Here is a 24,519-nt window from a genome sequence, read left to right as displayed (position 1 = left end):
ACCATGGAAGCTACGTATAGATCCGACCCGAGGCTACAGGCGCCTCAAGAGACAGGACCCTGCGTGCCCGCGACCCCTAACAATGTGCCCGAGCCGAGCCGTACCGACTCGGCTCTGATCCGCAATTTCTGCATCATCGCGCACATCGACCACGGCAAGTCCACGCTCGCCGACCGCATGCTCCAGCTCACCGGGGTGGTGGAGCAGCGGCAGATGCGTGCTCAGTACCTCGACCGGATGGACATCGAGCGCGAGCGCGGCATCACGATCAAGTCCCAGGCGGTGCGTCTGCCCTGGGCCCCGAGCGAGGGCCCGGACCAGGGCAGCACCCACATCCTCAACATGATCGACACCCCGGGCCACGTGGACTTCACGTACGAAGTCTCACGTTCGCTCGCGGCCTGCGAGGGCACGGTCCTCCTGGTCGACGCGGCCCAGGGCATCGAGGCGCAGACTCTCGCCAACCTCTACCTGGCGATGGAGAACGACCTCAGGATCATCCCCGTACTGAACAAGATCGACCTGCCGGCCGCGCAGCCGGAGAAGTTCTCCGAGGAGCTGGCCAACCTCATCGGCTGTGAGCCCGAGGACGTCCTGAAGGTCTCCGCGAAGACCGGCGTGGGTGTGGAGGCGCTGCTCGACAAGGTCGTCGCCGAGATCCCGGCCCCGATCGGCGTCGCCGACGCGCCCGCCCGCGCGATGATCTTCGACTCGGTGTACGACTCGTACCGGGGCGTCGTGACGTACGTACGAGTGGTCGACGGCCAGCTGAACAAGCGCGAGCGGATCCGGATGATGTCCACCGGCGCCACGCACGAGCTGCTTGAGATCGGTGTCTCGTCGCCGGAGATGACCCCGGCCGACGGCATCGGCGTCGGTGAGGTGGGTTACATCATCACCGGCGTGAAGGACGTGCGTCAGTCCAAGGTCGGTGACACGATCACCTCCCTGCACAAGGGCGCGACCGAGGCGCTGGGCGGCTACAAGGACCCCAAGCCGATGGTGTTCTCGGGGCTGTATCCGCTGGACGGCTCGGAGTACCCGGACCTGCGCGAGGCCCTCGACAAGCTGCAGCTCAACGACGCCGCGCTCGTGTACGAGCCGGAGACGTCGGCCGCGCTCGGCTTCGGCTTCCGCGTCGGCTTCCTGGGGCTGCTGCACCTCGACGTGATCCGCGAGCGCCTTGAGCGCGAGTTCGGGCTCGACCTGATCGCCACCGCCCCCAACGTGGTCTACCGCGTGGTCATGGAGGACGGCAGCGAGCACACGGTCACCAACCCGAGTGAATTCCCCGAGGGCAAGATCGACGAGGTCTTCGAGCCCGTCGTGCGCGCCACGCTCCTCGCGCCCAGCGAGTTCATCGGCTCCATCATGGAGCTGTGCCAGAACCGGCGCGGCACCATGCTCGGCATGGACTACCTCTCCGAGGACCGCGTCGAGATCCGCTACACGCTGCCCCTCGCCGAGATCGTCTTCGACTTCTTCGACCAGCTGAAGTCAAAGACGCGTGGTTACGCCTCGCTGGACTACGAGCCCACCGGCGAGCAGTCCGCGCAGCTCGTCAAGGTCGACATCCTGCTGCACGGCGACAAGGTCGACGCGTTCTCCGCCGTCACGCACAAGGACGCGGCGTACGCGTACGGCGTGCGGCTCGTCGCCAAGCTGCGCGAGCTCATCCCGCGGCAGGCCTTCGAGATCCCCGTGCAGGCGGCGATCGGCTCCCGGGTCATCGCGCGCGAGACGATCCGCGCCATCCGCAAGGACGTCCTCGCCAAGTGCTACGGCGGTGACATCTCCCGTAAGCGGAAGCTCCTGGAGAAGCAGAAGGAGGGCAAGAAGCGGATGAAGATGGTCGGCTCCGTCGAGGTGCCGCAGGAAGCCTTCATCGCGGTGCTCTCCAGCGACGACAGCGGGCCCGGCAAGGCCAAGAAGTAGCTTTTCCGGTCGCGGCTCGGCCGCTGCCACGCGGGCTCCGTGCGCATACGCACGGGGCCCGCGGCGCGTTCGGCGCGCGGGCGCGTTCCGTTTGGGTGTCTGTAGGAAGTGACAGGCAGATGCCCCTTACGCACCGGGCGTCGGCGCTCTACTCTGATCACCACTCGTAGGTTACTCGCAAGTTAAACAAGTAGCCGCAGGGATGTAAGAAGCAGAAGCAGAAGCAGCCGCCAGCCAGTTCGCCGCACCGTCGTGGGCCCGGAGGATGTCGTGAGCGACACACAGACCTTGATCGAGAACCGTCCGCCTTCCGTGGCGCACCTCCTGCTGGAGCGCGTGGCGGCCACGCCGGACGCCGAGGCCTATCGCTACCCCGTCCCGGCGGCCTCGGGCGAAGGGCCCGACGACTGGAAGGCGCTCAGCTGGTCGCAGGCCGCCGACCGCGTCCACGCCATCGCGGCGGGGCTGATCGAGCTCGGCCTCGAGCCGGAGGACCGGGTCGCCCTGTCCTCCTCCACGCGCGTCGAGTGGATCCTGTCCGACCTCGGCATCATGTGCGCCGGCGCGGCCACCACGACCGTCTATCCGCAGACCAACGCCGAGGAGTCCGCGTACATCGTCGCCGACTCCGGCAGCCGGGTGCTGATCGCCGAGGACGCGGCCCAGCTCGCCAAGGCGCGCGAGAAGCGGGCCGACCTGCCCGAGCTGCGGCACGTCGTGGTGATCGACGCCGAGGGCGCGAGCGCCGCCGAGGGCGACCCCGAGGGCTGGGTGCTCACGCTCGCCGACCTGGAGGCCCGGGGCGCCGCGCACCTGGAGAAGAACCCGGGGCTCGTCAAGGACCGGATCGCGGCGATCACCGCCGACCAGCTCGCGACGCTCATCTACACCTCCGGCACCACCGGCAAGCCCAAGGGCGTGCGCCTGCCGCACGACAACTGGTCGTACATGGCCAAGGCCATCGCGGCGACCGGCCTGCTCGGCCCCGACGACGTGCAGTACCTGTGGCTGCCGCTCGCGCACGTCTTCGGCAAGGTGCTGACCTCCGGGCAGATCGAGCTGGGGCACGTCACCGCCGTCGACGGCCGCGTCGACAAGATCATCGAGAATCTGCCGGTGGTGCAGCCGACGTACATGGCCGCCGTGCCCCGCATCTTCGAGAAGGTCTACAACGGCGTCGCGGCCAAGGCGCGGGCCGGTGGCGGCGCCAAGTACAAGATCTTCCAGTGGGCCGCCGAGATCTCCCGCGAGTACGCGAAGGTCAGCCAGGACAACTTCCGCAGGACCGGCAACGCCTCGGTGCCCTTCGGTCTGCGCGCCAAGCACAAGGCCGCCGACGCGCTCGTCTACTCCAAGCTGCGTGAGGCCTTCGGCGGGCGGCTGCGCGCCGCCGTCTCCGGTTCGGCCGCCCTCGCGCCCGACATCGGGTACTTCTTCGCGGGCGCCGGCATCCACATCCTGGAGGGGTACGGCCTGACCGAGTCCTCCGCCGCCTCCTTCGTGAACCCCGGCGAGGCCTACCGCACGGGCACCGTCGGCAAGCCGCTGCCCGGCACCGAGGTGCGCATCGCGGACGACGGCGAGATCCTGCTGCGCGGCCCCGGCATCATGGAGGGCTACCACGGCCTTCCGGAGAAGACGGCCGAGGTCCTGGAGTCCGACGGGTGGTTCCACACCGGGGACATCGGCGAGCTGTCCGTCGACGGCTATCTGCGGATCACCGACCGCAAGAAGGACCTCATCAAGACGTCCGGCGGCAAGTACATCGCGCCCGCCGAGGTCGAGGGCCAGTTCAAGGCCGTGTGCCCGTACGTCTCCAACATCCTGGTGCACGGCGCCGACCGGAACTTCTGCACCGCGCTGATCTCCCTCGACGAGCCCGCGATCCTCGGCTGGGCCGAGGAGAACGGCCAGGGCGGCAAGTCCTACGCCGAGGTCTGCGCCGACCCCGCCACGGTCAAGCTCATCGACGGCTATGTGCGCGAGCTGAACGAAGGGCTGCAGCGCTGGCAGACCATCAAGAAGTTCCGCCTCCTGCCGCGCGACCTCGATGTCGAACACGGCGAACTGACGCCCAGCCTGAAGCTGAAGCGCCCGGTCGTCGAGCGGGAGTACAAGCACCTGATCGACGAGATGTACGCGGGCTCACGCGAGGCCTGAGCCCGCCGGACGGGCGGGACGTCGCGGACACGGCCTAGCGGTCCCGCCCGTGGCGCATCTCCCGCACCAGTTCCTCCATGTGCGTCACATGGTGGCGCAGCTCCAGGACGTCTTTGAGGCTGCTCGCCGCCATATGGGTCTCGATCGCGGAGAGGCGGGCGGCCAGCTCGTCGAACTGGAGCTGCTCACGGGCCAGGATCCGCTCCAGCTGCCGGTTCTTGCGGTGCAGTTCGAGGAAGACGGTGACCTTGGCGCGCAGCACCCACGGGTCGAACGGCTTGGTGAGGAAGTCCGCGGCGCCCGTCGCGTAGCCCCGGAAGGCGTAGCCGGCGTCGTTGTCGGTGCCGGTCAGGAAGATGATGGGCACGTCCTTGGTCTGGTCGAGGCGTTTGATGTTCGACGCGGTCTCGAAGCCGTCCATGCCCGGCATCCGTACGTCCAGCAGGATCACGGCGAACCGCTGCCGCAGGATGGCCTTCATCGCCTCCTCGCCCGAACGGGCGCGCACCAACGGCTCGTTCAGGGAGGCCAGGACTGCTTCGAGTGCCATCAGGTTGTCCTCCATGTCGTCGACGAGGAGGATGCTCGCTCGGTGGTCGGTAACGGGCTCTGCGCTCATGTCAAAGTGCCTCAATCAGTGGCCGAATGTGCCTCAATCAGTGGTCGGCGGAACAGTGTTCTGTGCTGAGGTGCCGGACTGTCCGCTTTCGGGGTCGAGGAGGGAACAGACGACACCGAGGAGCTGATCCACGTCCACGGGCTTGGGTACGTAGTCGGTCGCGCCCCGGGAGATGGCCTTCTCGCGGTCGCCCGGCATGGCCTTCGCGGTGAGGGCGACGATGGGCAGACCCCGCCACCGGGGGCTGCGGCGGATGGCGGCCATGGTTTCGTAGCCGTCCATCTCCGGCATCATGATGTCCATCAGGACGATGTCGACGTCCGGGTTGCGCTCCAGGGTCTCGATGCCCTCGCGGCCGTTCTCCGCGTACAGGACGGGCATGCCGACACGGCTGAGCACATGGGTCAGCGCGAAGACGTTACGGATGTCGTCGTCGACGATGAGCACCTTGCGGCCCGGCAGTAAGCGGCCCGCGCGGCCCTCCTTCCACTCCTCCAGCTTGGTGGGCGTGGGCCAGCTGTCGTCGGGTTCCAGGGAGGTGTGCGGCCGCAGCACGGCGTGCTCCTGCGGTTCCGGCAGATGCTGGGTGTGGGACGCGGCGTACGCGACGGCGGCCGCGCCGTGACCCGGGTGCACCACGGGGACGTACAACGAGAACGTGGAACCCTCGCCGGGGAGGCTCTCGGCGGTGATGCGGCCGCCGAGCAGGCCCGCGATCTCCCGGCTGATGGAGAGGCCGAGGCCGGTGCCGCCATACTTGCGGTTGGTGGTGCCGTCGGCCTGCTGGAAAGCCTCGAAGATCACCGGAAGCTGCTCGGCCGGGATGCCGATGCCGGTGTCGCTGACGGCGAAGCAGAGCAGGTCGTCGTTGTCGTGCGTCAGCCGGTCGCACGCGGTGTCCTTGACGCGGCTGACCCGCAGCTCGACCTTGCCCGCCGAGGTGAACTTGACCGCGTTCGACAGCAGATTGCGCAGGATCTGCTGGAGGCGCTGCTCGTCGGAGAACATCTCACGCGGTACGTCCTCGCCGACCGACACGTCGAAGGCGAGCCCCCGGTCGAGGGTGAGCGGGCGGAACGTCGCGTGGACGTAGTCGAGGACCTTGATCAGCGGGAGCTTCTTGGGACGTACGTCCATCCGGCCCGCCTCGATCTTCGACAGGTCCAGGATGTCGTTGATGAGCTGGAGCAGGTCGGACCCCGAGCGGTGGATCGTCGTCGCGAACTGCACCTCCTGGTCGGAGAGGTGGTCGTCGGGGTTGTCGGAGAGCAGCCGGGCGAGGATGAGGAGGGAGTTGAGCGGCGTACGCAGCTCGTGCGACATGTTCGCCAGGAACTCCGACTTGTACTGGGAGCTGGTGGCGAGCAGCGCCGCCTTCTCCTCCAGCTCGGCGTTGGAGCGGCGCAACTCCGCCTGCTGGCGCTGGAGTTCGTCCGAGCGCTCCTGGAGCTGGGTGGCCAGCCGCTGGGACTCGCCGAGCAGCGATTCCGTACGGGAGTTGGCGATGATGGTGTTGATCGCGACGCCGATGGTGTTCACGAACTGGTCGAAGAAGGCCAGGTGGACATCGGAGAAGCGGGAGAACGTGGCCAGCTCGATCACGCCGAGCAGCTTGTCCTCGAAGAGGATCGGGATGATCACGACGGTGGCGGGAGCCGCGTCGCCGAGCCCCGAATGGATCTTGATGTACTCCGGCGGGACCTCCTCGACGAGGATGCGCTTCTTCTCCAGCGCCGCCTGGCGCACCAGGCCCTGCGCGGGCATCCCGCCGGTGTCGACGACGGAGCCCTGCGCCGCGCCGTACCCCGCGATGAAGGCAAGCCCCTTCGCCGTGACCTGCGTGGGCGCCGGGCTCTCGGCGGTGTCCGGGTCGGCCAGGAAGAACGCGCCGTACTGCGCGTTCACCAGCGGGGTCAGCTCGCGCAGGATCAGGTCGGCGACCTCCATCAGATCGCGGTGGCCCTGCATCAGACCCGCCAGCCGGGCGAGGTTGGACTCCAGCCAGTCCTTGGCACGGGTGGTCTCGCGGAGGTTGGACACCATCAGGTTGATGTTGTCCTTGAGGTCGGTGACCTCGCCGCGCGTCTCGACCGTGATGGCGCGGGTCATGTCGCCCTGGGCCACGGCGGAGGCGACCTCGGCGATGGCGCGGACCTGCGTGGTGAGGTTCAGCGCCAGCTCGTTCACGTTCGTCGTCAGTCGCTTCCACGTGCCGTACACACCCTCGACCCGGGCCTGACCGCCCAGCTGGCCCTCGGAGCCGACCTCGCGGGCCACGCGGGTGACCTCGGAGGAGAACGACGACAGCGTGTCCACCATGGTGTTGATGGTGGTCTTCAGCTCCAGGATCTCGCCGCGCGCGTCCACGTCGATCTTCTTGGAGAGGTCGCCCTGGGCCACGGCGGTCGCGACCTGCGCGATATTGCGGACCTGACCCGTGAGGTTGTCCGCCATGTAGTTGACGTTGTCGGTGAGGTCCTTCCACACACCCGATACGCCGAGCACCTGCGCGCGGCCGCCGAGCCGTCCGTCCGTGCCGACCTCGCGGGCCACGCGCGTCACCTCGTTGGCGAAGGCGCGCAGCTGCTCCACCATCGTGTTGACGGTGTCCTTCAGCTCCAGGATCTCGCCGCGCGCGGTGACCGTGATCATCTTGGAGAGGTCGCCGTTGGCGACGGCGGTGGTGACCTGGGCGATGTTGCGGACCTGGGAGGTGAGGTTCGACGCCATGAAGTTGACGTTGTCGGTGAGGTCCTTCCATACGCCGGACACGCCGCGCACCTGGGCCTGTCCGCCGAGATTCCCTTCCGTGCCGACCTCGCGGGCGACGCGGGTGACCTCGTCGGCGAAGGCGGAGAGCTGGTCGACCATCGTGTTGATCGTCGACTTCAGCTCCAGGATCTCGCCCTTCGCCTCCACCGTGATCTTCTTGCCGAGGTCGCCCTGGGCGACGGCCGTCGACACGAGCGCGATGTTCCGCACCTGGGAGGTGAGGTTGTCCGCCATGAAGTTGACGTTGTCGGTGAGGTCCTTCCATACGCCGGACACGCCGCGCACCTGGGCCCGCCCGCCGAGATTCCCTTCCGTGCCGACCTCGCGGGCCACGCGCGTCACCTCGTCGGCGAAGGCGGAGAGCTGGTCGACCATCGTGTTCACCGTCGACTTCAGCTCCAGGATCTCGCCCCGGGCGTCGACGGTGATCTTCTGGCTCAGGTCGCCGTTGGCGACGGCGGTGGTGACCTGGGCGATGTTGCGGACCTGGGAGGTGAGGTTCGACGCCATGAAGTTGACGTTGTCGGTGAGGTCCTTCCACACGCCCGAGACGCCGCGCGCCTGGGCGCGGCCGCCCAACTGGCCCTCGGTGCCGACCTCGCGGGCGACGCGCGTCACCTCGGCGGCGAACGCGGAGAGCTGCTCCACCATGGTGTTCACGGTGAGCTTCAGTTCCAGCAGCTCACCGGTCGCCTCGACGGTGACCGTGCGGGTCAGGTCGCCCTGCGCGACCGCCGTGGTCACCAGAGCGATGTCCCGCACCTGGGCGGTGAGCCGCGACGCCATCGTGTTGACCGCCTCCGTCACGTCACGCCAACTCCCCGAGAGCCCACGCACCTTGGCGCGCCCGCCGAGCCGCCCCTCCGTGCCGACCTCGCGGGCGACGCGCGTCACCTCGCCCGTGAAGAGGGACAGCTGATCGACCATCGTGTTGACGGCGCGGCCCAGCCGGCGCAGATCGCCCCTCAGCTCGCGGGTGCCGTCGTGCAGGTCGACGCGCTGCGTGAGGTCACCGCCCGCCACCGCGTTCAGCACCCGGGTGGCGTTGGCGGCCGGGGCGACCAGGGAGTCGAGGAGGGTGTTGACCTCCTGCACACGGTCGGTCCACCTGCCCTGCCCCGGACTGGCCGCGAACCGCTCGTCGAGGCGGCCGTGCCGGATGATCTCCCGGCGTACGCGGACCAGTTCGCTGTCGAAGTGGAGCGAACGGTCGAGCATCTCGTTGAAGACCGCGTACAGCTCAGCGGTGATCCCCTCACCGACCGGCACGACCTTCGTGAAATCCCCGTCCCGAGCGGCCCGCATGGCGGCGAGCAGGGGACGCAGCTCGGTGGCGGCGGTCGTGGGGGTGGGGTGTGTGGGGGTGGCGGGCGTGGGGGTGACGTGCGCGGGGGTGGCGTGCGAGGGAATGGCGGGCGTGGTGGCGATGGTCCCGGTGGCGGCCTTCGGGGTGGGTGCCGGGATGACCCCTGGGGCGGGCTCTGGGGCGGGCGCCGGAGCGGCCCCTGGGACATGCTCTAGGTCAGGTGCCGGGGCGGTGGCCTCCACAACGGCCTCTGGGACGGCCCCTGGAACGGCCTCTGGAACGGCCTCTGGAACGGCCTCTGGGACGGCCTCCGCGACGGGTTCTGGGACAGCCTCTGGGCCTGTCTCTGGGAGGTGCTTCGGGGCACTCCTTGAGACGGTCTCTGGGGCAGGTGTCGGGACGGTCCCTGGGACGTGCTCCCGCGCAGGCTCTGGGACGAGCTTCGGGACGGCCTCTGAGACTGCCTCCGCGACGGGTTCTGGGACAGCCTCTGGGCCTGTCTCTGGGAGGTGCTTCGGGGCACTCCCTGAGACGGTCTCTGGGGCAGGTGTCGGCACGGTCCCTGGGACGTGCTCCCGCGCGGGCTCCGGGGTGGCCCCCGAGATGAGTTCCGGGACAGCCTTTGGGGCGGGCTCCGGGGCGACCTCCGGGATGGATTCCGGGACGGCTCCCGGGACGTGCTTCGGGGCGGCTCCAGAGACGGGCTCCGGGGCGGCTCCCGGGACGGGCTCCGGGGCGGGCGTCGGGGTGGGCGTTGGGGCGGTCCCTGGGGTGGGCTTCGGTGCCGCGGGCGTGGGGGAGTGCGTCGGGGCCGGGATTCGGCCGGATCCCGGCGCGGGCACAGCACGGTCATCACTCATAGCGGCCCACTTCGGTAACTCGGTGCTTATGGGCGCGGCCAGTCTGTCACTCTGTCGGTGTCGCCTGAGGCGTATTCACCCGAACTGCTCACGAGCCGAACCGTGGGGTCCATTCCGATGCAACGGGAGACCGAATTCCGTGGCTCCGCCAAGGACCGGGGCCGCCCCGGCCCACCGGCGGTGGTGCGCACGTCCCTGCCCGGAAACCCGCTCGCGCCCGCCGCCGCGCGCCGATTCGTGCGTGCGGCGCTCGACGACTGGACCCGGCTCGCCGTGCCCGCGGCGGCCGGCATCACCGACCGCCTCGCCGACGACTCGGTGCTGCTGGTGAGCGAGTTGGTCACGAACGCCGTCGTGCACGCGGGCACGGCCGTCGAACTGCTGTGCCGCCTCGACGAGGGCGGACCGGGCGAGGACACCGAGACCCTCGTCATCGAGGTCTCCGACCACCACCCCTCCCGCGCCGTCCGCGGTGAACAGGGCCCACCGCCCGTCGGCACCCCCGAATACGGGCGAGGCCTGCAACTCGTCGCGACCCTCTCCGAGTCCTGGGGCATCACCTACCGCACGGGCACCAAGACCGTCTGGGCCCGGCTCCCCGTCGAGGGAGTCCAGGCCGACCAGGAGATCGAGTCGTACGCGAGCGAACAGGCGCTGCAGCGCGGCCTCAGCGCCGCCGAGATCCTCGCGCCCCTGCCCAAGCGCGTCACGCACGACACGGAGTGGGTCAACCGCGGCGCGCTCAGCTTCCTCGCCGAGGCGTCCGACCTGCTGGCAGGGCAGTTCGACGAGGACCTCGTGGCCGCCCTCGCCGGACAGCTGCTCGTGCCGCGGCTCGCCGACTGGTGCGCGGTCTGGCTCGACGACGCGTCGGAGGGCCCGTCCCGCGCGGCACCCGGCGCACCGGGCGCACGCCTCGCCCGCGTCTGGCACACCAGCGAGCACCGGATAGAGGAGCTGCGCCGCGTCCTGGAGAAGGACCCTCCCCAGCTGCCCGACGCGGCGGGCACGGGCGCCATCCCCGTCCGCTGGCCCGGCGAGGCGCTGGCGGGCGAGACGTCCGGCACGGCACTCGCGTACCGCCTGATCGCCGGAGGGCGCGCGCTCGGCACGCTGGTGATCGGCCGGGCGGGCTTCGTCCACCCCCTCGCTCGCGGCCGGGCCGGGGAGACCCCCTTCCCCGACGAGGTCACCGGCCTCATCGAGGACTTCAGCCGCCGCGTCGCGCTCGCCGTCAGCACGGCCCGCCGCTATCAGCGCCAGGCCAACATCAGCCGCATCCTCCAGCGCGGACTGCTGCCCAGCCAGGTCGCCCAGATCCCCGGCGTGCAGAGCGGCCTGGTGTACGAGCCGCGGGACAAGGGCGGGCCCGGCGGCGATTTCTACGACGTGTTCCAGGCGGGCGAGGGACGCTGGTGCTTCGCGCTCGGCGACGTCCAGGGCAAGGGGCCCGAGGCCGCCGTCGTCATCGGCCTCGCCCGCCCCTGGCTGCGGCTGCTCGCCCGCGAGGGCTACCAGGTCGCGGAGGTCCTCGACCGCCTCAACCAACTGCTCCTCGACGACGCGACCGAGGCGGCGGACGCGGCGGCCGCGGTCGTCGCCGTCGCGGGCGGCCAGGGCGTCTCCCCCGACGGTCCGACCTCGCGCTTCCTCTCCCTCCTCTACGGCGAGCTGACCCCGTACGAAGGAGGCGTGCGCTGCACCATCGCGTGCGCCGGACATCCGCTGCCGCTCCTGCTCTCCCCCGAGGGGGAGGTGTGGGCGGCGGCGACCCCGCAGATGCTGCTCGGGGTCGTCGACGACGAGACGTACACGAGCGAGAGTTTCGACCTGCGCACCGGCGACACCCTCCTGTGCGTCACGGACGGCGTGACCGAGCGCCGCTCGGGACAACTCCAGTTCGACGACGGCGACGGCCTCGCCCAGGCCCTCGCCGGCTGTGCGGGCCTCGACGCGGGCCTGGTGGCGGAGCGGATCCGCAGGCTCGTGCACGAATTCTCGGAGCGGCCGCCGGACGACGACCTGGCGCTGCTGGTGCTGCAGGCCCGGTGAGAGCGCCGGGCGGTGTCGTGGTGGGGGCATCCCGTGACGGCGTCGGACGTTGCCGTGGTGCGGGACAATGGAAGGCATGCCTTCCGCACTGCCCGATGGTGAGCCCATGCCCGAGGACGGGACGCTGCCCGCGTCCGCCCTGGACGGCGCGGCCTCCCGCCCCCTCGGCTTCTACCTGCACGTCCCGTACTGCGCCACGCGCTGCGGCTACTGCGACTTCAACACCTACACCGCGACCGAGCTGCGCGGCTCCGGCGGTGTGCTCGCCTCCCGCGACAACTACGCGGACACCCTCGTCGACGAGGTGCGGCTCGCCAGGAAGGTCCTCGGGGACGACCCGCGACCCGTGCGGACCGTCTTCGTCGGGGGCGGTACGCCGACGCTGCTCGCCGCGGGGGACCTCGTGCGGATGCTGGCGGCCGTGCGGGACGAGTTCGGGCTGGCGGACGACGCGGAGATCACGACCGAGGCGAACCCGGAGTCGGTCGATGCCGCTTACCTGGCCGAGCTGCGGGAGGGCGGATTCAACCGGGTCTCCTTCGGCATGCAGAGCGCGAAGCAGCATGTTCTGAAGGTCCTCGACCGTACGCATACGCCCGGGCGGCCCGAGGCGTGCGTCGCCGAGGCGCGGGAGGCCGGGTTCGACCACGTGAACCTCGACCTCATCTACGGCACGCCCGGGGAGACGGACGAGGACTGGCGGGCCACGCTGGACGCGGCGCTCGGGGCCGGGCCCGACCACATCAGTGCGTACGCGCTGATCGTCGAGGAGGGCACGCAGCTGGCGCGGCGGATCCGGCGCGGGGAGGTCCCGATGACGGACGACGACGTCCACGCGGACCGGTACCTGATCGCCGACGAGGTGCTGGGCGGCGCGGGCTTCGAGTGGTACGAGGTGTCCAACTGGGCCACGTCCGAGGCGGGCCGGTGCCTTCACAACGAGCTGTACTGGCGCGGCGCCGACTGGTGGGGCGCCGGGCCCGGGGCGCACAGCCATGCCGGGGGCGTGCGGTGGTGGAACGTGAAGCATCCCGGGGCGTACGCTGCCGCGCTTTCTTCTGGCAGGTCGCCCGGGGCCGGGCGGGAGATCCTCTCCGCGGAGGACCGCCGGGTCGAGCGGATCCTGCTTGAGCTGCGGCTCCGTGAGGGCTGCCCGTTGTCTCTCCTGCGGGAGGCCGGGCTCGCGGCGTCGCGCAAGGCGCTGGGGGATGGCCTGCTGGAGGCCGGCCCTTACGAGGCAGGGCGGGCGGTCCTCACGCTGCGCGGGCGGTTGCTGGCGGACGCGGTGGTGCGGGGCTTGGTCGACTGAGTCCGGCTGGCGGGGGCGCCCGGTGGCCGGAGGGTGGTGCCCGGTAAACGAGTGGGTGGGTGGGAGAACCGCCAGGGAGCGGCGGGGTGCGGTGAGCGAGGTCGGCGGGGCGGGGGAGTGCGGGGGAACCGCCGCGAAGCGGTGAGGGGCGGCGCCGTCCGTACTGGTCAAGGCCCAGGGGCCGGCGGAAGCGTGACGAAGTCGATCAGCTCCTCCACCCTGCCCAGCAGCGCCGGCTCCAGGTCCCTGTAGCTGCGCACCGAGCCCAGGACCCGCTGCCACGCCGCCCCCGTGTTCACCGGCCACCCCAGCGCCTCGCACACCCCCGTCTTCCAGTCCCGCCCCCGCGGCACCCGGGGCCACGCCTCGATGCCCACCGAGGCCGGCTTCACCGCCTCCCACACGTCGATGTAGGGGTGGCCGACCACCAGGGCGTGCGCGCCGGTGACCTGCGCCGCGATGCGGGACTCCTTGGAGCCGGGGACGAGGTGGTCCACCAGGACGCCGAGCCGCGCGTCGGGGCCGGGGGAGAACTCCGCGACGATCGCGGGCAGGTCGTCGATGCCCTCCAGGTACTCGACGACGACGCCTTCGATGCGCAGGTCGTCGCCCCAGACCCGCTCGACCAGTTCCGCGTCGTGGCGTCCCTCGACGTAGATGCGTCCCGCGCGGGCGACCCTGGCCCGCGCTCCGGGGACGGCCACCGAGCCGGATGCGGTACGGGAAGGACGTACAGGAGGAGCCGAGTCGGCGACCGGGCGGACGAGAGTGACCGTCCTGCCTTCCAGGAGGAATCCCCGCGGCTCCATAGGAAAGACGCGCTGCTTCCCGAAGCGGTCCTCCAGCGTCACCGTCGGGCCCTGCGCCGTCTTCTCGCAGCGGATCACCGCCCCGCAGAAACCGGTGCCCAGCTCCTCGACCACGAGGCCGGCGTCGGCCGCCACCTCCGGTACGGGCTTCGGCTTCTTCCAGGGCGGGGTGAGATCGGCGGAGTACTGGCGCATCCTGCCAACGATAGGAAGAAGACGCGGGACGTCCGTCACGACACGCCGAAACGGGCCGCCAACGTGGCCCGCTGCGTACGGACAAATGCCGCATCGACCACCGCGCCATGCCCCGGGACGTACAGCGCGTCCTCGCCGCCGAGGTCGAGGAGCCGGTCGAGCGCCGCCGGCCACCGCCCGGGCACGGCGTCCGGGCCGGCCTGTGGTTCGCCCGACTCCTCGACCAGGTCGCCGCAGAAGACGATCTCCCGCCCGTCACCGGCGGCGGCGGGCACCAGGACCGCCATGTCGTGGCCCGAGTGGCCGGGGCCGACGTTCGCGAGGAGCACTTGGACGCCGCCGCCGAGGTCCAGCGTCCACTCCCCGCACACCAGGTGGTGCGGGCGCACCAGCAGGTCGGCCGCTTCCGCGGCGGCCTCCGGGTCCGCCCCGTGCCGCACCGCGTCCGCGCGCAGCTCGTCGCCGCCCTTGGCGAAGACCGTGTCGATGCCGACCGCGCCGTACACCTCCACGCCCGCGAAGGCCGCCGCCCCCAGGACGTGGTCGAAGTGCGGATGCGTCAGAGCGAGATGCGTCACGCGGCGGCTCCCGCCGAGAAGGTCTCTGGCCCGCGTCCGCAGCGCCGCGCCCTCCGCCAGGCCCGACCCGGCCTCGATCATCAGGGCCGCGTCGTCCCCGACGACGAGCCCCGCGGTGCAGTCCCACACCGGCAGGCGGCACCGCCCCACACGCGGCGCGAGTCGCTCCCAGCCGGCCGCTTCCCATGTCGGCTCCACATCCATACGGTGACGCTAGCCGCTGCGATACCCCTCGGCAGACCGGGAGCGGGCCGAGAGCAGACCGAGAGCAGACCGAGAGGGGTCCGGCCTTGCCGGGCCCGTACCTCACGGCCGTACACTGACTTTTTGACAGCCTGGCACTCACCCACGTTGAGTGCCAGGCAGGGGACTCACCGCGACGGATGACGGCTGGAGGTGTGCGCGATGCTCAGTGAACGCAGGCTCGAAGTGCTGCGCGCCATCGTCCACGACTATGTCGGGACGGAGGAGCCCGTCGGCTCCAAGGCGCTCACGGAGCGGCACAGCCTCGGCGTCTCCCCGGCCACGGTGCGCAACGACATGGCGGCGCTGGAGGAGGAAGGGTTCATCGCCCAGCCTCACACCAGCGCGGGGCGCATCCCGACGGACAAGGGTTACCGGCTGTTCGTCGACAAGCTCGCGGGCGTCAAGCCGATGACCGCCCCCGAGCGCCGCGCCATCCAGAATTTCCTCGACGGCGCCGTCGACCTCGACGACGTGGTGGGGCGTACGGTGCGGCTGCTCGCGCAGCTGACCCGGCAGGTCGCCGTCGTGCAGTACCCCTCGCTGACGCGTTCGACCGTGCGTCATGTGGAGTTGCTGTCCCTTGCTCCGGCGCGCTTGATGCTCGTACTGATCACCGACACCGGCCGGGTCGAGCAGCGCATGATCGACTGTCCGGCGCCCTTCGGGGAGACGTCGCTCGCCGATCTGCGGGCGCGGCTCAACAGCAGGGTCGCGGGCCGCCGCTTCGCGGACGTGCCGCAGCTGGTGCAGGACCTGACCGAGGCCTTCGAGGCCGAGGACCGCGGCACTGTCGCGACGGTCCTCTCCACCCTCCTCGAAACACTTGTCGAGGAGACCGAGGAGCGGCTGATGATTGGCGGTACCGCCAATCTCACCCGCTTCGGACATGACTTTCCCCTCACGATCCGCCCCGTGCTGGAAGCCCTTGAGGAGCAGGTCGTGCTCCTCAAGTTGCTCGGCGAGGTGCAGGATTCGGGCATGGCCGTACGGATCGGTCATGAGAACGCCCATGAGGGCCTCAGCTCCACTTCCGTGGTCTCGGTCGGCTACGGTTCGGGCAGCGAGGCAGTCGCGAAACTAGGCGTGGTCGGACCGACCCGCATGGACTATCCGGGAACGATGGGAGCAGTACGCGCAGTGGCACGTTACGTCGGACAGATCCTGGCGGAGTCGTAAGTGGCCACGGACTACTACGCCGTACTCGGCGTGCGCCGCGACGCTTCCCAGGACGAGATCAAGAAGGCCTTCCGCAGGCTGGCCCGTGAGCTTCACCCGGACGTGAATCCGGATCCGAAGACTCAGGAGCGCTTCAAGGAGATCAACGCCGCCTACGAGGTGTTGTCGGACCCGCAGAAGAAGCAGGTCTACGACCTCGGCGGCGACCCGCTGTCCCAGGCGGGCGGCGCCGGGGGCGCGGGCGGCTTCGGCGCCGGTGGCTTCGGCAACTTCTCCGACATCATGGACGCGTTCTTCGGAACGGCGTCGCAGCGCGGCCCCCGGTCGCGCACGCGCCGCGGCCAGGACGCCATGATCCGGCTGGAGATCGACCTCGACGAGGCCGCCTTCGGGACCACCAAGGACATCCAGGTCGACACCGCCGTGGTGTGTACGACCTGTAGCGGTGAGGGTGCCGCGCCGGGGACCTCCGCCCAGACGTGTGACATGTGCCGCGGTCGCGGTGAGGTGTCGCAGGTCACGCGGTCCTTCCTCGGCCAGGTCATGACCTCGCGGCCGTGCCCGCAGTGTCAGGGGTTCGGGACCGTCGTCCCGACGCCCTGCCCCGAGTGCGCGGGCGACGGACGGATCCGGTCACGCCGGACGCTGACCGTGAAGATCCCCGCCGGTGTCGACAACGGCACCAGGATCCAGCTCGCCGGTGAAGGCGAGGTCGGGCCCGGTGGCGGTCCCGCCGGTGACCTGTATGTGGAGATCCATGAGCTGCCGCACGCCGTCTTCCAGCGGCGCGGCGACGATCTGCACTGCACCGTCACCATTCCGATGACGGCGGCGGCCCTCGGCACGAAGGTGCCGCTGGAGACGCTGGACGGCCTGGAGGAGATCGACATCCGGCCGGGCACGCAGTCCGGTCAGTCGGTGCCGCTGCACGGCCGTGGCATCACGCATCTGCGGGGCGGCGGGCGCGGTGACCTCATCGTGCACGTGGAGGTCCTGACGCCGACGAAGCTCGACGCCGAGCAGGAGCGGGTGCTGCGGGAGCTTTCGGCGCTGCGCGGGGAGGAGCGGCCCACGGGGCAGTTCCAGCCGGGGCAGCAGGGGTTGTTCTCTCGCCTCAAGGACGCGTTCAACGGGCGGTAGCGCCTTGGGCGGTGCCGGTGCCCCCGGGGCGGGTTGTCCCGTGCCGGGGGCGTTTCGCCGTCTGCCCTCTGCGGGTCGTTTTGGGTTGCTCGCGCAGTTCCCCGCGCCCCTTACGGGGCTTCCCCGAGTCTCCGTGGGGTGCGAGGGTGCGATTCGGTTGGTCGGGCAGGGCGTGGCACGATGCCGTTATGTCCTCCGCGCTGACCGATCTCTGCCGCCATCCGATCGTGCAGGCTCCCATGGCGGGCGGTGCCTCCTGTCCGCAGTTGGCCGCGGCCGTCTCGGACGCCGGTGGTCTGGGTTTTCTCGCCGCCGGGTACAAGACCGCCGACGGGATGTACCAGGAGATCAAGCAGGTGCGGGGACTGACCTCGCGGCCCTTCGGCGTCAATCTGTTCATGCCGCAGCCCGACACCGCGGACGCCGCCGCCGTCGAGGTGTACCGCAGCCAGCTCGCCGGTGAGGCGGCCTGGTACGAGACTCAGCTCGGCGACCCCGACAGCGGGCGCGACGACGGATACGACGCCAAGCTGGCGATCCTGCTCGACGACCCGGTGCCGGTCGTCTCCTTCACCTTCGGGTGCCCCACCCGCGAGGTCCTGGACTCCTTCGCGCGCGTCGGCACCCTCACCGTCGTCACCGTCACCACGCCGGAGGAGGCGCGGACCGCCCAGTGGGCCGGCGCCGACGCCGTGTGCGTACAGGGCGTCGAGGCGGGCGGACACCAGGGCACCCACCGCGACAACCCCGAGGCCGACGGCGCCGGGATCGGGCTGCTCTCCCTCGTCACGCAGGTCCGCGAGACCGTGCGGGTCCCCCTCGTCGCCACGGGCGGCCTGATGCGCGGCGCGCAGATCGCCGCGGTGCTCGCGGCGGGCGCGGACGCCGCGCAGCTCGGCACGGCGTTCCTGGTCGCCCCGGAGTCGGGCGCCAACGTCCTGCACAAGCAGGCCATGACCAATCCTCTGTTCGTGCGGACCGAGCTGACCCGGGCGTTCTCCGGGCGGCCCGCGCGCGGCCTCGTCAACCGCTTCATGCGCGAGCACGGCCCCTACGCGCCCGCCGCCTACCCCCAGGTGCACCACCTGACCAGCGGCCTGCGCAAGGCCGCCGCGAAGGCCGGTGACGCGCAGGGCATGGCGCTCTGGGCCGGGCAGGGCCACCGGCTCGCCAGGGAGCTGCCCGCCGGGCAGCTCGTGGAGGTCCTCGCGGCCGAACTGGCCGAGGCCAGGGGTGCGTTGACGCAGGGGGGCGCCGCGTGACCGCCCCCGTCTTCGTCGTCGAGCACTTCGACGCGGGTGCCGGCGGACGCTACGTACTCGACGGCCCCGAAGGGCGGCACGCCGTCTCCGTGAAGCGGCTGCGCGCCGGTGAGGACGTCGTCCTGACCGACGGTGCCGGACGGTGGGCGGAGTGCGTGGTCGTGGACACCGAGGGCAAGGACCGGCTCGTCGTGCACATGGACTCCGTGGCCGAGGAGCCCGAGGAGGAGCCGCGGATCACCGTCGTCCAGGCGCTGCCCAAGGGCGACCGCGGTGAACTCGCCGTCGAGACCATGACGGAGACCGGCGTCGACGCGGTCGTGCCGTGGGCCGCCTCGCGCTGCATCACGCAGTGGAAGGGCGAGCGCGGCCTCAAGGCGCTGGCCAAGTGGCGGGCCACCGCGCGCGAGGCGGGCAAGCAGTCGCGCCGGGTCCGCTTCCCCGAGGTGGCCGACGCGGCGTCGACCAAGCAGGTCGCGGCCCTGCTCGCGGGCGCCGACTTCGCTGCCGTCCTGCACGAGGAGGGCAGCGAGCCGCTGGCCACGGCGGATCTCCCCGCGGCCGGGCACATCGTGCTGGTGGTCGGGCCCGAAGGGGGTGTCTCCCCGGACGAGTTGGCGGCCTTCGCCGAGGCCGGTGCGAAGCCGTACCGCCTCGGGCGCAGTGTGCTGCGTACGTCGACCGCGGGGACGGCGGCGACCGCGCTGCTCCTGGGGCGCACGGGCCGCTGGTCCTGACAGCGCGCGGTTCGACAGATGGCCGCAAGCGGTCTACCGCACCGGCGCACGGGGTGGCACCCTGCCGCCTATGGGGGCATTGAGGCGGTTACAGCAGCGGAACGTGTGGAAACGGCGTACGCCGATCCTGTGCGCCGTCGGGCTCGCCGGCGCCGCGGCGCTCGGCGTCACCGCGTGCGACCCCGTGAACGGTGACCTGAACACCTCCGCGGTCGCGCTCACCACCGACGAGATGGGCACCAAGGAGCTGGAGCGGCAGCGCCTCGACGTGGCGTGGCTCAGCTGTACGGCCCGTTACCAGGACCGGGTGACTCCCAAGAGCGGCGCTCCGACGCCCGAGGCCGTCGTCGAGGTGGACTGCCAGGGCGATTCCGGCGACGGCCAGGACATCACCATCAAGGGCAAGGTGCACGCCGTCGTCGACGGCCGGTGCGTACGCGGGAACCTCACCGCGAAGGTCGATGGCAAGGAGTGGTTCCAGGTCGACGTCCTCGGCAACTGCGGGGCGGATGAGGGCAACGGCGACGGCGACGGTGGCGGCACGCCTTCCCCGCCGCCCGACTCCCACCAGCCGCCGCCCTCCCACGACGAGCCGGAGCCCGGACCCACCACGACCGTCACCGTGACCGTCACCCCGGACCCGCCGCCGCCCGCGACCTGCGACTGCGCCCCCGGCAAGTGACCCGGCGACACGGTCGGACGGCTCCGGACGAAGTGATCCGAACCGCTGCCGGGCCGCCCGGCGCCTGCCTAGGCTGGGTGGCGTGACTCAGACCGCGTACCTCCGGTATCCGCACCTCCACGGCGAGTTGGCCACTTTCACGGCCGAGGACGACGTCTGGGTCGCCCCCCTCGACGGGGGCCGCGCCTGGCGGGTCAGCGCCGACAACATGCCCGTGAACCACCCCCGCGTCTCCCCGGACGGCACCACCGTCGCCTGGACGTCCACCCGCGACGGGGCGCCCGAGGTGCACATCGCGCCCATCGACGGCGGGCCCTCCAAAAGGCTTACGTACTGGGGCACTTGGAAGACCGGCGTACGCGGCTGGACCCCCGACGGGCAGGTCCTCGCCGTCAGCGCGGCGGGCCAGGCCTCCCTGCGCCGCACCTGGGCGCGGGCCGTGCCGCTGGACGGCGGACCCGCGGCCACGCTCCCCTACGGCGTGGTCGGCGACGTCGCTCACGGCCCCGACGGTCAGATCCTGCTGCTCTCCGCCCCCATGGGACGCGAGGCCGCCTGGTGGAAGCGGTACCGCGGCGGCACCGCGGGCAAGCTGTGGATCCGCACGGACCGGGCGCGGGGCGACCGTCCCTTCGTACGCCTGCATGAAGAGCTCGACGGGAACATCGAGTACCCGCTGTGGGTGGGGGAGCGCGTCGCCTTCCTCTGCGACCACGAAGGCGTCGGCGCGCTCTACTCCTCACTGCCCGACGGCTCCGACCTGCGCCGCCACACCCCCACCGACGGCTTCTACGCCCGGCACGCCGCCACCGACGGCGCCCGCGTCGTCTACGCGTCCGCCGGTGAGCTGTGGCTCCTGGACGATCTGACCGGCGCCGAGCCGCGCCGCCTCGACATCCGCCTCGGCGGGCAGCGCACCGACCTCCAGCCGCACCCCGTGGCCGCCGCCCGCTGGTTCGGGGCCGCCGCGCCCGACCACACCGGGCGCGGCAGCGCCGTCTCCGTACGCGGCTCCGTGCACTGGATCACGCACCGCGAGGGACCGGCCCGCGCGCTCGCCGCCACGCACGGGGTGCGCGCCCGGCTGCCCCGCACCTTCCGCGTGGCCGGTGAGGAGCACGTGGTGTGGGTGACCGACGCCGAGGGCGACGAGGCGCTGGAGTTCGCCCCCGCCACCGGCCCCGCGCCCGGCGCGACGCCCCGCAGGCTCGCCGTCGGACAGCTCGGCCGGGTCCTCGCGCTCGCCATGTCGCCGGACGGCAGCCGCGCCGCCGTCGCCTCGCACGACGGCCGTGTCCTGCTCGTCGAGCGGGAGAGCGGCGAGGTCCGCCAGGTCGACCGCAGCCAGGACGGCGAGGCCACCGGGCTCGTCTTCTCACCCGACTCCGCCTGGCTCGCCTGGTCGCACCCCGGCCCGCGCCCGCTGCGCCAGCTCAAGCTCGCCAACACCGCCGACCTGTCGGTGTCCGAGGCGACCCCGCTCCGCTTCCGCGACTACGCGCCCGCGTTCACGCTCGACGGCAAGCACCTCGCCTTCCTGTCCGCGCGCGCCTTCGACCCGGTCTACGACGAGCACGTCTTCGACCTCGCCTTCGTCGGCGGCTCACGGCCGTACCTGATCACGCTCGCCGCGACCACGCCGTCCCCGTTCGGGCCGCAGCGGCACGGCAGACCCTTCGAGGGGCAGGACAGCCCCGGCGCCGAGACGCCCGAAAGCGAGGGCGCGCCCGTCACCCGCATCGACTTCGACGGACTCGCCGACCGCATCGTGCCGTTCCCCGTCGAGGCCGCCCGCTACACCACGCTGCGCGCCGCCAAGGACGGCCTGCTCTGGCTGCGCCACCCGGTGCGCGGCGTGCTCGGCGCCTCCCGCGCCACCCCGTCCGACCCGGAGCCGCACACGGAACTGGAGCGGTACGACCTCGCCCAGCGCCGCGTGGAGGAACTCGCCGCCGACGCCGACCACTTCGCGGTCACCGGCGACGGCAAGCGGGTCCTGCTGTGGACCGACGGCAAGCTGAAGGTGGTCCCCAGCGACCGGCGCGCGTCCGGCGACGACGACAGCGACTCGAACATCACCGTCGACCTCTCCCGCGTCCGCCACACCGTCGACCCGGCCGCCGAGTGGCGCCAGATGTACGACGAGACGGGCCGCCTCATGCGGGACAACTTCTGGCGGCCCGACATGGGCGGCGTCGACTGGGACGCCGTACTGGATCGCTACCGCCCCGTCCTGGACCGCGTCGCCACCCACGACGACCTCGTCGACCTGCTCTGGGAGGTGCAGGGCGAACTGGGCACCTCGCACGCGTACGTCATCCCGGGCGGCGCGGGCGGCACGCACCGCCAGGGCCTCCTCGGCGCCGACCTCTCGCGCGGCGAGGACGGCCAGTGGCGCATCGACCGCGTCCTCCCCTCCGAGACCTCCGACCCCTCCGCGCAGTCCCCGCTGGCGGCGCCCGGCGTCGCCGTCCGTCCCGGCGACGCGGTGATCGAGGTCAACGGCCGGCCCGTCGACCCCGTCACCGGCCCCGGACCACTGCTCGTCGGCACCGCGGGCAAACCCGTCGAGCTGACCGTCTCGCCCTCGGGCGGCGGTGACCCGCGGCACGCCGTGGTCGTCCCCGTCGCCGACGAGGAGCCGCTGCGCTACCACGCCTGGGTCGCCGACCGGCGGGCGTACGTCCACGAGCGCTCGGGCGGCCGCCTCGGCTACCTCCACGTCCCCGACATGCAGGCGCCCGGCTGGGCGCAGATCCACCGGGACCTGCGCGTCGAGGTCGCCCGCGAGGGCCTGGTCGTGGACGTCCGCGAGAACCGCGGCGGGCACACCTCCCAGCTCATCGTGGAGAAGCTGGCGCGCCGCGTCGTCGGCTGGGACCTGCCGCGCGGCTCGCGGCCCCTCAGCTACCCTCTGGACGCGCCGCTCGGACCCGTCGTCGCCGTCGCCAACGAGTTCTCCGGATCCGACGGTGACATCGTCAACGCCGCGATCAGGGTGCTCGGCATCGGCCCCGTGGTGGGCACGCGGACCTGGGGCGGCGTCGTCGGCGTCGACAACCGCTACCACCTGGTCGACGGGACGCTGGTCACGCAGCCGAAGTACGCGTTCTGGATGGAGGGCCAGGAATGGGGCGTCGAGAACCACGGAGTCGCCCCCGACGTCGAGGTCGTGACCACCCCGGACGACTACGCGGCGGGCCGCGACCCGCAGTTGGACGAGGCGGTACGGATCGCGCTCGCCGCGCTGGAGGAGAACCCGGCGAAGAGCGCGCCGCGGCTGCCCGGGACGCCGTAGGCCCGCCGCCGCCCCCGCGCGGTGCGGAGGGATAGCATTCCGGGCAGACCGATCACTGCGAACGAGGAGGCCGGCCCATGGCGGGCGAACCGCAAAGCGACTGCCTGTTCTGCAAGATCGTCGCGAAGGAGATCCCCGCGACCATCGTCCGGGAGACCGGGACGACTCTCGCCTTCCGCGACATCAACCCGCAGGCGCCGACGCACGTCCTGGTGATCCCCAAGGCACACCACCCCGACGCCGCGTCGCTCGCCGCCGCCGAGCCGCAGATCGCCGCGGACGTGCTGCGCGAGGCGGGCGAGGTGGCCGCCGAGGAGAAGTCGGAGAGCTACCGCATCGTCTTCAACACCGGCGCCGGCGCCGGACAGACGGTCTTCCACGCCCACGCACACGTCCTGGGCGGCCGCGGCCTCCAGTGGCCTCCCGGATAGCGGGGCCAACCCCCCTTGTCCGTACGAGAACTGGTGGTGCTCGGCACCGCCAGCCAGGTCCCCACCCGGCACCGCAACCACAACGGCTACGTCCTGCTCTGGGACGGCCAGGGCATCCTCTTCGACCCCGGCGAGGGCACGCAGCGCCAGATGCTGCGCGCCGGGGTCGCCGCCCACGACCTGCACCGGCTCTGCGTGACGCACTTCCACGGCGACCACAGCCTGGGCCTCGCCGGGGTGATCCAGCGCATCAACCTCGACCGGGTCCCGCACCCCGTCACCGCCCACTACCCGGCCTCCGGCCAGCGCTTCTTCGACCGGCTGCGGTACGCGACGGCCTACCGCGAGACCGTCCGGCTCACCGAGGCCCCGGTCGCCGCCGACGGACCGCTGGCCGCCACGCCCTCGTACACCCTCGACGCGATGAAGCTCTCCCACCCCGTCGAGTCGTACGGCTACCGCCTCACCGAACCCGACGGGCGCCGCATGCTGCCCCGCCTGCTCGCCGAGCGCGGCATCAAGGGGCCCGACGTCGGGCGGCTCCAGAAGGAGGGCGGCCTCGGCGGCGTCACGCTGGACGAGGTCAGCGAGGTGCGGCGCGGACAGCGGTTCGCCTTCGTGATGGACACCCGGCTCTGCGACGGCGTGCACGCGCTCGCCGAGGGCTGCGACATGCTGGTCATCGAGTCGACGTTCCTCGACGAGGACGAGCAACTGGCCGCCGACCACGGCCACCTGACCGCCGGGCAGGCCGCCCGGGTCGCCATCGACGCGGGCGTGCGGCACCTCGTACTGACGCACTTCAGTCAGCGCTACCCCGACCCGGCGGTCTACGAACAGCAGGCCCGCGCCGCCGGATACGACGGCGAACTCACCATCGCCCGCGACCTGCTGCGCGTCCCGCTGCCCAAGCGGACCTGACCCCCCACCCACCGGAACAACCCGAGCGAGA

At 71.5% G+C, this 24,519-nt stretch carries 16 protein-coding genes; 12 read left to right on the top strand and 4 right to left on the bottom strand.

All coding sequences use genetic code 11. The features are described 5' to 3' along the window. Positions 1 to 63 precede the first annotated feature (63 nt). Both lepA and ACWDZ7_RS07245 read left to right on the top strand, forming a co-directional pair. Positions 64 to 1,935 carry a translation elongation factor 4 gene (lepA, locus tag ACWDZ7_RS07250; protein ID WP_451795565.1) on the top strand — a complete coding sequence of 624 codons (1,872 nt, stop codon included), beginning with the start codon at positions 64 to 66 and terminating at the stop codon, positions 1,933 to 1,935. Between the two features lie 270 nt (positions 1,936 to 2,205). Further along, positions 2,206 to 4,095 (top strand): AMP-dependent synthetase/ligase, encoded by a 1,890-nt coding sequence (locus ACWDZ7_RS07245; protein ID WP_451795563.1) that lies wholly within the window; start codon positions 2,206 to 2,208, stop codon positions 4,093 to 4,095. A 34-nt stretch (positions 4,096 to 4,129) separates the two neighbouring features. Here the strand turns inward: ACWDZ7_RS07245 and ACWDZ7_RS07240 are convergent, their stop codons facing one another. Both ACWDZ7_RS07240 and ACWDZ7_RS07235 read right to left on the bottom strand, forming a co-directional pair. Next, positions 4,130 to 4,714, bottom strand: coding sequence for a response regulator (locus ACWDZ7_RS07240; RefSeq protein WP_451795562.1), 585 nt, complete (start codon positions 4,712 to 4,714; stop codon positions 4,130 to 4,132). A 33-nt stretch (positions 4,715 to 4,747) separates the two neighbouring features. Further along, the gene (locus tag ACWDZ7_RS07235) at positions 4,748 to 8,791 is read right to left on the bottom strand and encodes a HAMP domain-containing protein (RefSeq protein WP_451795925.1); all 4,044 of its coding nucleotides are present in this window, start codon (positions 8,789 to 8,791) and stop codon (positions 4,748 to 4,750) included. Between the two features lie 978 nt (positions 8,792 to 9,769). On the opposite strand from ACWDZ7_RS07235, the gene ACWDZ7_RS07230 reads away from it, so the two are divergent. Together ACWDZ7_RS07230 and hemW are read left to right on the top strand one after the other, a co-directional pair. Continuing rightward, positions 9,770 to 11,704 (top strand): SpoIIE family protein phosphatase, encoded by a 1,935-nt coding sequence (locus ACWDZ7_RS07230; RefSeq protein ID WP_451795561.1) that lies wholly within the window; start codon positions 9,770 to 9,772, stop codon positions 11,702 to 11,704. A gap of 76 nt (positions 11,705 to 11,780) precedes the next feature. Beyond that, a complete protein-coding gene (hemW, locus tag ACWDZ7_RS07225) occupies positions 11,781 to 13,013 on the top strand; it encodes a radical SAM family heme chaperone HemW (RefSeq protein WP_451795560.1) in 1,233 nt (410 codons plus the stop codon). 167 nt (positions 13,014 to 13,180) lie between these two features. On the opposite strand, the gene ACWDZ7_RS07220 is transcribed toward hemW, so the two are convergent. Both ACWDZ7_RS07220 and ACWDZ7_RS07215 read right to left on the bottom strand, forming a co-directional pair. Further along, positions 13,181 to 14,017, bottom strand: a complete 837-nt coding sequence (locus ACWDZ7_RS07220) for a DUF3097 domain-containing protein (RefSeq protein ID WP_451795559.1) — start codon at positions 14,015 to 14,017, stop codon at positions 13,181 to 13,183. Between the two features lie 35 nt (positions 14,018 to 14,052). Continuing rightward, complete coding sequence (locus tag ACWDZ7_RS07215; protein ID WP_451795924.1) at positions 14,053 to 14,793, bottom strand: MBL fold metallo-hydrolase; 741 nt, start codon at positions 14,791 to 14,793, stop codon at positions 14,053 to 14,055. 207 nt (positions 14,794 to 15,000) lie between these two features. Between ACWDZ7_RS07215 and hrcA the strand changes: the two genes are divergently transcribed. The 8 genes from hrcA (at position 15,001) to ACWDZ7_RS07175 (ending at position 24,488) form a co-directional block, all read left to right on the top strand. Further along, positions 15,001 to 16,017 carry a heat-inducible transcriptional repressor HrcA gene (gene hrcA / locus ACWDZ7_RS07210; RefSeq protein ID WP_451513110.1) on the top strand — a complete coding sequence of 339 codons (1,017 nt, stop codon included), beginning with the start codon at positions 15,001 to 15,003 and terminating at the stop codon, positions 16,015 to 16,017. After that, the gene (dnaJ, locus tag ACWDZ7_RS07205; protein ID WP_451795558.1) at positions 16,018 to 17,157 is read left to right on the top strand and encodes a molecular chaperone DnaJ; all 1,140 of its coding nucleotides are present in this window, start codon (positions 16,018 to 16,020) and stop codon (positions 17,155 to 17,157) included. Between the two features lie 188 nt (positions 17,158 to 17,345). Further along, positions 17,346 to 18,419: a nitronate monooxygenase gene (locus tag ACWDZ7_RS07200; protein WP_451795556.1), complete on the top strand. Its 1,074-nt coding sequence runs from the start codon at positions 17,346 to 17,348 to the stop codon at positions 18,417 to 18,419. Beyond that, a complete protein-coding gene (locus ACWDZ7_RS07195; RefSeq protein ID WP_451795555.1) occupies positions 18,416 to 19,156 on the top strand; it encodes a 16S rRNA (uracil(1498)-N(3))-methyltransferase in 741 nt (246 codons plus the stop codon). Before ACWDZ7_RS07200 ends, ACWDZ7_RS07195 begins: the two co-directional genes overlap by 4 nt. A 103-nt stretch (positions 19,157 to 19,259) precedes the next feature. Beyond that, a complete protein-coding gene (locus tag ACWDZ7_RS07190; protein ID WP_451795553.1) occupies positions 19,260 to 19,838 on the top strand; it encodes a hypothetical protein in 579 nt (192 codons plus the stop codon). Positions 19,839 to 19,920: 82 nt separating this feature from the next. Further along, a complete protein-coding gene (locus tag ACWDZ7_RS07185) occupies positions 19,921 to 23,136 on the top strand; it encodes a S41 family peptidase (RefSeq protein WP_451795552.1) in 3,216 nt (1,071 codons plus the stop codon). 77 nt (positions 23,137 to 23,213) lie between these two features. Further along, positions 23,214 to 23,567 carry a histidine triad nucleotide-binding protein gene (locus tag ACWDZ7_RS07180; protein ID WP_451513104.1) on the top strand — a complete coding sequence of 118 codons (354 nt, stop codon included), beginning with the start codon at positions 23,214 to 23,216 and terminating at the stop codon, positions 23,565 to 23,567. A gap of 15 nt (positions 23,568 to 23,582) precedes the next feature. Next, the gene (locus tag ACWDZ7_RS07175; protein WP_451795550.1) at positions 23,583 to 24,488 is read left to right on the top strand and encodes a ribonuclease Z; all 906 of its coding nucleotides are present in this window, start codon (positions 23,583 to 23,585) and stop codon (positions 24,486 to 24,488) included. The last annotated feature ends 31 nt before the right edge of the window (positions 24,489 to 24,519 follow it).

This window comes from Streptomyces sp. NPDC003032 (assembly GCF_053591415.1).
Note: the sequence above shows the minus strand (reverse complement) of the source record. Positions and strands in the feature narration are given on the sequence as shown.